The organism is Streptomyces sp. C, assembly GCF_000158895.1.
Lineage (GTDB): Bacteria > Actinomycetota > Actinomycetes > Streptomycetales > Streptomycetaceae > Streptomyces > Streptomyces racemochromogenes.
The window spans coordinates 1784570-1792732 of the sequence record NZ_GG657750.1 but is presented as its reverse complement, the minus strand read 5'-3'; the positions used below and the strand labels follow the sequence as shown (position 1 = coordinate 1792732).

Annotated in this window: 6 protein-coding genes; 2 read left to right on the top strand and 4 right to left on the bottom strand. The window is 72.2% G+C overall.

The features are described from left to right. Together SSNG_RS07895 and SSNG_RS07890 are read left to right on the top strand one after the other, a co-directional pair. Positions 1-861, top strand: an 861-nt coding sequence (locus tag SSNG_RS07895; RefSeq protein ID WP_241695004.1) for a S1 family peptidase, incomplete at its 5' end; no start/stop codon positions are given. A gap of 93 nt (positions 862-954) precedes the next feature. Next, complete coding sequence (locus SSNG_RS07890; protein WP_007263278.1) at positions 955-1434, top strand: hypothetical protein; 480 nt, start codon at positions 955-957, stop codon at positions 1432-1434. A 34-nt stretch (positions 1435-1468) separates the two neighbouring features. Here SSNG_RS07890 and SSNG_RS07885 read toward each other — a convergent pair whose 3' ends face one another. The 4 genes from SSNG_RS07885 to SSNG_RS37820 form a co-directional block, all read right to left on the bottom strand. Then, positions 1469-2365 carry a DUF4231 domain-containing protein gene (locus SSNG_RS07885; RefSeq protein ID WP_042803083.1) on the bottom strand — a complete coding sequence of 299 codons (897 nt, stop codon included), beginning with the start codon at positions 2363-2365 and terminating at the stop codon, positions 1469-1471. Between the two features lie 73 nt (positions 2366-2438). After that, a complete protein-coding gene (fxsT, locus tag SSNG_RS07880; RefSeq protein WP_007263276.1) occupies positions 2439-6416 on the bottom strand; it encodes an FxSxx-COOH system tetratricopeptide repeat protein in 3978 nt (1325 codons plus the stop codon). Next, a complete protein-coding gene (locus SSNG_RS07875) occupies positions 6413-7840 on the bottom strand; it encodes a TIR-like protein FxsC (protein WP_128637413.1) in 1428 nt (475 codons plus the stop codon). The genes fxsT and SSNG_RS07875 overlap by 4 nt, the downstream gene beginning before the upstream one ends. A gap of 43 nt (positions 7841-7883) precedes the next feature. Further along, positions 7884-8163 (bottom strand): AAC(3) family N-acetyltransferase (locus SSNG_RS37820; RefSeq protein ID WP_165364983.1); only part of this gene is annotated, 280 nt, incomplete at its 5' end.

Below are 8163 nucleotides of genomic sequence, written 5' to 3'. Positions count from 1 at the left end.
CTCCGCCTGCTCGCCCTGGCCGCCGGCCTGGCCGCGACGGCAGCCCTGGCAGCCCCCACCGCCGCCAGCGCGGACGACAACGGCAACGGCTTCAGCGCCGCCCGCCTCGCCGCCGCAGGGGCCTCCGTCCTGCGCGCCGACGTCGCCGGCACCGCATGGCACACCGACCCCGCCACCGGCACCCTCGTGGTCACCGCAGACTCCACCGTCACCGGCGCCGACATCGCCAGAATCCGCCGCGAGGCCGGCCCCGACGCCGCCGCGCTCCGCATCGAACGCACCCCCGGCAAGCTCACCAAGCTGCTCTCCGGCGGCGACGCCATCTACGCCAGCAGCTGGCGCTGCTCGCTCGGCTTCAACGTCCGCAGCGGCAGCAACTACTACATCCTCACCGCCGGCCACTGCACCGAGGGCGCCGGCACCTGGTGGAGCAACTCCTCCCACACCACCGTCGTCGGCAGCACCGCCGGCTCCAGCTTCCCCACCAACGACTACGGGCTCATCAAGTACGCCAGCAACAGCCCGGTCCCGCCCGGCACCGTCGGCAGCCAGGACATCACCAGCGCCGTCAACGCCACCACCGGCATGTCCGTCACCCGGCGCGGCTCCACCACCGGCATCCACAGCGGCTCCGTGACCGGCCTCAACGCCACCGTGAACTACGGCGGCGGCGACATCGTCTACGGGATGATCAGGACCAACGTCTGCGCCGAACCCGGCGACAGCGGCGGCCCCCTCTACTCCGGAAGCCGCGCCGTCGGCCTCACCTCCGGCGGCAGCGGCAACTGCTCCTCCGGCGGCACCACCTTCTTCCAGCCGGTCGTGGAGGCCCTGAACGCCTACGGCGTCAGCGTCTACTGACCTCCGCCCCCCGGCCGCAGGCCCCCTGGACGTCCTCCCTCCTTCTGGGAGGATGTCCAGGATGTCCTGGGCGCCCACGGGGGAGGAGCTCGTATGAAGCGCATCGGAGTGACCGGCCACCGGTCGATTCCCGATGAGGTGCTCGGCCACGTGCAGGAGGGCCTGCGGGCCGCGCTCGCCGGCCACCCGGGCCCGCTGGAGGCCTTCTCCAGCCTCGCCGACGGAGCCGACCAGCTCTTCGCGGACATCGCCCTGGAACACGGCGCCGACCTCACCGTCGTGATCCCCAGCGAGGACTACGAGGACACCTTCGAGGACCCCGACGCCCTCGCCGGCTACCGCCGGCTGAGGCGCCGCGCCGCCCAGGAGGTCCGGCTGGACTTCGCCCGCTCCACCGACGAGGCCTACTACGCCGCCGGCACCTACATCGCCGACTGCTGCGACCGGCTCGTCGCCGTCTGGGACGGCCTCCCCGCACGCGGGCACGGCGGCACCGGCGAGATCGTCGCCTACGCCCGCGCCCTCGGCAAACCCGTCACCGTCATCTGGCGCGAGGGCGTCGCCCGCGACTGAGCCACGCCCCGCCGGCCGGAGCCAACCACTGCCCTCAACTGCTGTGCCGCGCCAGCCAGTCGGTGTGCTGCGGCGACACGTACCGCTCCGTCTCGTACACGGCGGACGGCCACTGCGACTCCGTGATGGTCGTCTGCATCACCACCATCATCGCCGCCAGGTCCTGCTCGATCAGCGTGTGCGCCTCGATCAGCGGATGGTGGCGGCGCACCTCGTTCCAGGCGATCCCCGCCGCCGCGGCCGCGCTCAGCAGCCCCGCCGGCCCCGCCCCCGGCCCCGAGCCGAAGGCACCCAGCACCGCCAGCAGCAGCGCCAGGCAGGTCAGCAGCACGATCGTCCACGACCACACCGCCGTCGCCCGCCGCGTCCCTTCCGTCTTGCGCCGGTACCAGTTGCGCTGCTCGATCAGCCGGTCCCGGACGTACGTCTCCCTGCGCACCTGGTAGTCCAGCCCGCGCAGCCGCTGCATCGCCCCGGTGATCTCACCGCCCTCCGGCACCAGGCCCGCCGCCCGCGGATCCTCCCAGCCCATCTTGCGCAGCTCGTCCAGCCCCTTCTCCAGCCGCGCCCGGTACACCTCCTCCGGCCCGGCGACCTCGGACCCGAACGGCGCCCCGTGCACGGCGTACCGCCACGCCAGGGACTTGATGAACTCGGCCGCGCTGCGGTTGAGCTGCCACTGCGGACGGGCCCGCCGGCTGCCCGCCCGTACGCCCACGGCCAGCACCCCCGCGTACGCCAGCGCGCTCACCGCCGCGAACACGTGCAGCCCGCCCGCCGCCGGCCCGGCCGGCAGGGCCGCGGCCCCCGCGGCCACGACCAGCAGCAGCAGCTGCGCGCGCGTGGCCTGCGTCGACTCCCGCTGCCGGGAGACCGCCGCCTGATCGGTGTGGTGGAAGAGGACCGGCAGGTCCTCGTTGCCAAAGGTCATGCTGTCGCTCACGGCGCCCCCTGCGCTCGCTCCCGGGCGGCGGGGCCGCGAAGCCCCGCCGCCCGCCGTCGGATCACACCGCGAGCGGCTCCAGGTCCCGGTGGACCCGCCGCTCGTCACGGGCGTACCGGGTCAGACCGTGGTCCTCCCCGAGCAGCCGCGTCAGCTCGGACACCGCCTCCGCCCGCACCCGCGCCGCCTCCTCCTTGCGGCCCACCATGTCCAGGCTGACCGCCATGTTCGAGGCGCTCGCCAGGGTCTCCGGATGGTGCGCCCCCAGCGCCTCGCGCAGCCGCACCACCGCGATCCGCTCCAGCTCCAGGGCCCCGTCCGGGTCGCCCAGGTCGGCCCGCGCGTTCGCCAGGTTCAGGTGCGCGAAGATCGTGTGCGGGTGGTTGTCACCCAGCACCTCGCGCATGCTGCGGATCGTCTGCCGCAGCAGCGGCTCCGCCGTCTCCGCGGCGCCCGTGCCCCAGTGGAAGACCGCCAGGTTGTTCACGGCAGCCAGGGTGTACGGGTGCTTCTCGCCCGGCACCTTCATGTACTCGTCCACGACCTCCTGCGCCAGGTCCCGCGCCGCGCCCGGATCACCCGTCGCGAACAGGTCCGAGGCCAGGTTCAGCTCACAGGCCAGCAGGTCCGGATTGACCGAGGTGTACTTGGCCCGGTACCGGTTGCGGGTCGCCGTCGTCAGCCGCAGCGCGTTCTCCAGCTCCCCGGCCCGCCGCAGCGACACCGCCAGGTTCTTCGCCGCCGACAGCGTGCCCGGGAAGGCCCGGCCCAGCTGCCGCTTGTAGATCTCGTACGTCCGGCTCAGCAGCTGCACCGAATCGTCGTACCGGCCCACCTCGCGCAGGTCCCGGGCCAGGTTCTGCGCCGAGGACAGCGTGTACGGGTGGTCCGGGCCCAGCACCTCGGTGCGCCGGTCGAAGACCTCCTGGTCGATCTCCCGGGCCCGCGCGTACTGCCCGACCATGCGCAGGTTCAGCGCCAGGTTGTTCGCCGCCGCCAGGGTGCGCGGGTGCGCCTCGTGGAAGATCTGCCCGAAGCCCTCGTGCGCGGCCGTCGCCAGCTCCATCGCCCTCCCGTACTGCCCCAGCGCGCCCAGGTCCATCGCCAGACCGCTGGTGGTCATGTACGTGTGCGGGTGCGAGGGGCCCAGCGCGGCCCGCTGCCGCTCCAGCGTCACCTCGTCCAGCTCCTTCGCCTCCACGAACCGGCCCCGGGAGCGCAGGATGTTCGACAGGTGGAACCGCAGGTACAGGTACTGCAGGTCGTCGCTGCCCAGCAGCTCCCGCCAGGCCTCGCGCAGCTCCTCGCCCAGCGCGTACGCCGCCTTGAAGTCACCGCGCTTCCACAGGTAGCGCACCCGGTCGATCAGCAGCCGCCGGGTCTCCGGCTCCGAGCAGAACCGGGCCTCGGACGGGTTCAGGTGCGGCCAGATCGTGTTGAACCTCGGCCAGGTCTCCGGGTTGTCTATCGGCTCGTCGTCGTCCGGGCGCGCCCCCGCCAGGATCCGGTGCACCGCGTGCCGCGCCTCGCGCTGCTCGTCCTCCGACAGCTGCGCCCGGATCACCGCCTGCACCAGCCGGTGCACCTGGATGCTGTTGCCGACCTGGTCGACCTTGGCCATCGCGAACCGGCCGATCTCCCGGATCACCCGGCCCAGCACCAGCTTCTCCTGGAGCGAGGGGTCGTACGGCTTGAGCGCGTCGATCATCTCCTTGCTGTAGAGCAGGTTCGCGGAGATGGGCTCCGGCGCGAAGAACGCGCACAGCTGGAGCAGCCGCACCGCGGCCGGGGAGCGGGACTGGAGCCGCTCGATCGACACGTTCCACGTCGCCGCCACCGGCTGCGGGTAGCCCTCCGGCTGGTTCAGGCTCAGCACCCGCGCCGTCTGCTCGGCGAGCTGCTCCAGGTACACCGACACCGGCGTCGCGGTCTCCGAGATCCAGGCGCCCGCCTGCTCGACGGCCAGCGGCAGGTCGCCCACGGCCACGGCCACCTGCTCGGCGTCCTCCTTGCCCAGCCCCGGCGCCCGGCGCTGGAGGTGCTCGATGGACTCCTCGCGCAGGAACACGTCCACCGGCAGCGCGTCCCCGTACTGGGACCACGACTGGTTGCGGGAGGTCACCAGCACGTGCCCCGGGCCGCCCGGCGGGAAGAACCGCTTCAGCGTCTCGGGATCGTCGGCGTTGTCGAACACCAGCAGCCAGCGCGAGGTCGGCACCCCGCGCCGCAGCAGGTCGATCGCCTCCTTGGAGGCGGCCTCGATGTCCTCGCCGGTCTGCGCGCCCAGCCGTACGGCCAGCTCCGCCAGGGAGGCCCGCACGTCGTCGGTCTGCTCCGAGGAGATCCACCACACCAGGTCGTAGTCGGCCATGAAACGGTGCACGTACTCCTGCGCCACCTGGGTCTTGCCCACGCCGCCGAGCCCGTACAGGGTCTGCGGCTGCGGCAGCACCACGGCCATGCCGCCGCCGAGCTGGTCGCGCATCCGCTCCAGCACGATGGAGCGGCCGGTGAAGCCGGGGTTGCGGGGCGGCGCGTTCCAGATCTTCGGGACGGTGCCCGGGAAGCGGGGGCCGGGCTGCGAGGCGCTGGACACGGTGTCCGGCAGCGCCATCGGCCGCTCCACCGCGCGCAGCAGGGCGGCGGTCGCGTGCACCTCGTCGAGCCGGAACAGGTCCACCGGGTTCCGGTCGATGTAGGGCGTGGCCAGGCGTACGTCGCCCACCCGCAGCGGTATCAGGTGGCGCCGGCCCCCGGTCGGGTCCTCGGCGGCGGCCCGGTTCCACACGTCCACGGCGCGGGCCGACTTGAGGTAGGCGCTGGAGAGCAGCACCACGGTCCGGGCGGCGGTGTCCACGCTGAGCCCCGCCCCGCCCAGGGTGTCGCCGGCGGCCGCGTCGGGCGCGCGCTCGGCGGACACGTCCTTGGGGACCACCCGGAATCCGGCCCGGGTGAGCACCGACTCGATCCAGTCGGCCCACATCCGGTTCTCGGCGACGTAGGAGAGGAACAGGTCGGCGGGCAGTGCCGGGCGGCGCCGGGTGAAGGCGTCGCGGATCCGCAGCCGGACCTCCTCGCCGATCACCGGCATGGAGGTGATCTCGCCGCCGGTGACCACCGCGGTGAGCCGTTCGAAGGCGGAGAGCAGGGAGTTGGTCAGCCCGGCCTCGTCGCCGAAGGTGGCCAGCGTCTCCTCGTAGGCGTAGTAGGGGCGGTACGGGATCTCCACCGCGCCCCAGTAGGACGTCAGCTCGTCCCCCACGAGGCCGTTGGGGAAGCGGTCGAACTTCAGGCGGGCCAGGGCGCGGCCGGCGTCGGCCTTCTCCTTCTCGCCCTCGTCGATGCGCATGGGCACCGGGTAGATCTTGATGCCGCGGTCGTTGAACCGCTCGTCGATCTGCCGGGCCACCGAGGCGGCGCCGTCGATGGACTGGTCGGACAGGGTGAAGCAGTCCACCAGGACGTCGGGGAGGTGGACGGTGCAGATGTCGGCGATGTCGGACAGGCCGGTACGGCTGTCGATCAGGACGTAGTCGTAGTTGGCCTTCATGTCGGCGCGCAGGGCGTCGAAGAAGAGGCCGCCGCCGAGCCGGTCGTAGAAGTTGTCCCAGTCGAAGGTGGACACGGTCGCCGAGTACTCGCGGTTCTGCCGGCCCGCCGAGACGAAGTCGAGGGTGCCGCCGTCCGGGAACTCCCAGCCGTGGGTCTCGGGGGTGAGGGAGACGGCGTGCGGCTGGATCCGCGCGTACTCCTTGTGCCAGTCGGCGGCGCGCTGCACGGGGCTGGTGGCGGCCCAGGCGTACTCGCTGATCAGGTCGATGACACCGGTGGTGGCCCCCAGGGTGGAGGGGTCCAGGAAGGGGTGGAAGAAGCGGTGCAGGCCCGGGGCCTCCAGGTCCCAGTCCACGGCGAGGACCCGCTTGCCGTTGGCGGCGAGGATCCAGGCCGTGTTGGCGAGGGCCATCGTGCGGCCGGTACCGCCCTTGTACGAGTAGAAGGTGACGATGCGTCCGTCTCGGCTGTCACGACTGGCTGTCATCCGCGTCCCCCCGGGTCTGTGTCGGTGTCTTCGCCGTGCTCGTCGGTCTCGCCGTCCGGGCCGCTCGCGCCGCCGTGCCGCCGTGCGGCCGGGAAGGGGGCCGGCGGTGGTAACGGAGGCGGCCCGCCCATCCCCATCGGGCCCAGCAGCCGGGGACGTTCGGTCGAGGTGTTCCCGGCAGGCAGGTACACCTGCGCGTGTCTCAGGTACTGCTGCGCGGCCGCCTCGACCACCTGCGGCAGGATCTGGCCGAGCGTCTCCATGCTGGCCACGCCGTTGGCCGCGGCCCGGCAGGCGGCCCGGCCCTGGCTCATCTTGACCGGCAGGGTCTCCTCCAGCCGGCGGGCGAGTTCGGCCTCCTTGGCCCGGCTCTGGTGGTCGTACCGGTTCCACGGCACGACCACGTTGATCCACGGGCGGTGCTCCTGGTCGAAGGCGGCCAGCCGCTGGCGGCGCTGTTCGTCCTCCACCGCCCAGCGGTCGACGATCAGGATCTCGGGGCGGGTGGGCGGCTGCTTGCTGTCGAAGTGGCCGGCCTCGTCGTCGAAGGAGGACATCGTGGTCTGGTAGTTGAGGTTCCTGACCAGGTCCTCGGCGACGTAGGCGACGGGCCGCTGGGAGGTCGGGTGGTACGGGTTCCAGTCGAGGGCGCTCTCCCCGTAGTACTCGGGGCTGCGGCCGTCCGGCAGGTCGTGCCGGGAAGCGGCGGCCACGGTCACGTGGAGGGTGCGGGAGGGGCTGCCGCCCGGGACGGGGCCCTGGCCGCCGCTGTGCCCGAACGCGCTGGGCACCACCCGGTAGTCCAGCGGGCGCACCGGGTGCAGGCGTACGGTCTCGGCCACCCGGACGATGCGCCGGGCCAGTTCGTACACGGCCTGCTCGTACTGCTCGGCGTACCCGCGCAGCTTGATCAGGCCGTACAGGCCGTCGGTGACGTAGCGCTCGCCGAAGGTGTTGTGGTTGAACTGCAACCGCTCGGCCGGGCCCGGCAGTTGGGAGGGGGGTACCGGCACCCACAGGGCGGGGACGATGGCCTCGGCGGCCGGCTGGTTGCTGACCGCACCGTGCTGGATGGTGCGCTGCGCGAAGGCGAACCACTCCTTCCCGCACATCTCACTGGCGAAGTAGCGCGGCGAGAACAGGGGGACGAAGACCCGGCAGGTGGCGAGCGCCGCCCCGAGCCGTTCCGACCAGCCCTCGCCGCTGCGTATCTCCCGGTCCATGAAGCCGGCCTCGGACCCGGCGGGCAGGTCCGTGAGCGCCATGATGTGGCTGCACAGGTCACGGAAGAGGCGCTCCACCCACATGTCGGGATCGGGTCCTCCAGGCCCGAACCTCGGTGTATGCGCATAACTGAGAAAAAAGTACGGCTGCACTGATGCGGGCACACGACCCCCGTCCCGAAGCTGCGAGCGAAGAAACATCATTCCGGAGCTGCTTCGCCACATCCCCTCATCGTTCAGTCAATCAGCGTCTGTTTTCGGTCATCCAGGCCTGGGCGTGGTCCACGGCGTCCGGAATCGAGAGGAACAGCGCGGACGCCCCTCCCACCCGCCCCCCGCGCACCAGGGAATCCGGGAACGCCCGGCCGATCTCCTCGAAATCCCCGTCGTCCAGCGCGACGTCCTCGTACGTCGTCCACTCACCCGCGTCGGAGCGCCCTCCCCGCCCCTCGTGCCGCCCCTCTTGCCACCCCTCGTACCTGCCCGGAAGGTTCACCTTCACCACGCAGTCGTACATCCGCAAG

Bases quoted from the DNA above. Each gene is read 5' to 3' on its own strand.
- SSNG_RS07885 (WP_042803083.1), bottom strand. From the start codon at position 2,365: ATGACCTTTGGCAACGAGGACCTGCCGGTCCTCTTCCACCACACCGAT.
- SSNG_RS07875 (WP_128637413.1), bottom strand. From the start codon at position 7,840: ATGTTTCTTCGCTCGCAGCTTCGGGACGGGGGTCGTGTGCCCGCATCA.
- SSNG_RS07890 (WP_007263278.1), top strand. From the start codon at position 955: ATGAAGCGCATCGGAGTGACCGGCCACCGGTCGATTCCCGATGAGGTG.
- fxsT (WP_007263276.1), bottom strand. From the start codon at position 6,416: ATGACAGCCAGTCGTGACAGCCGAGACGGACGCATCGTCACCTTCTAC.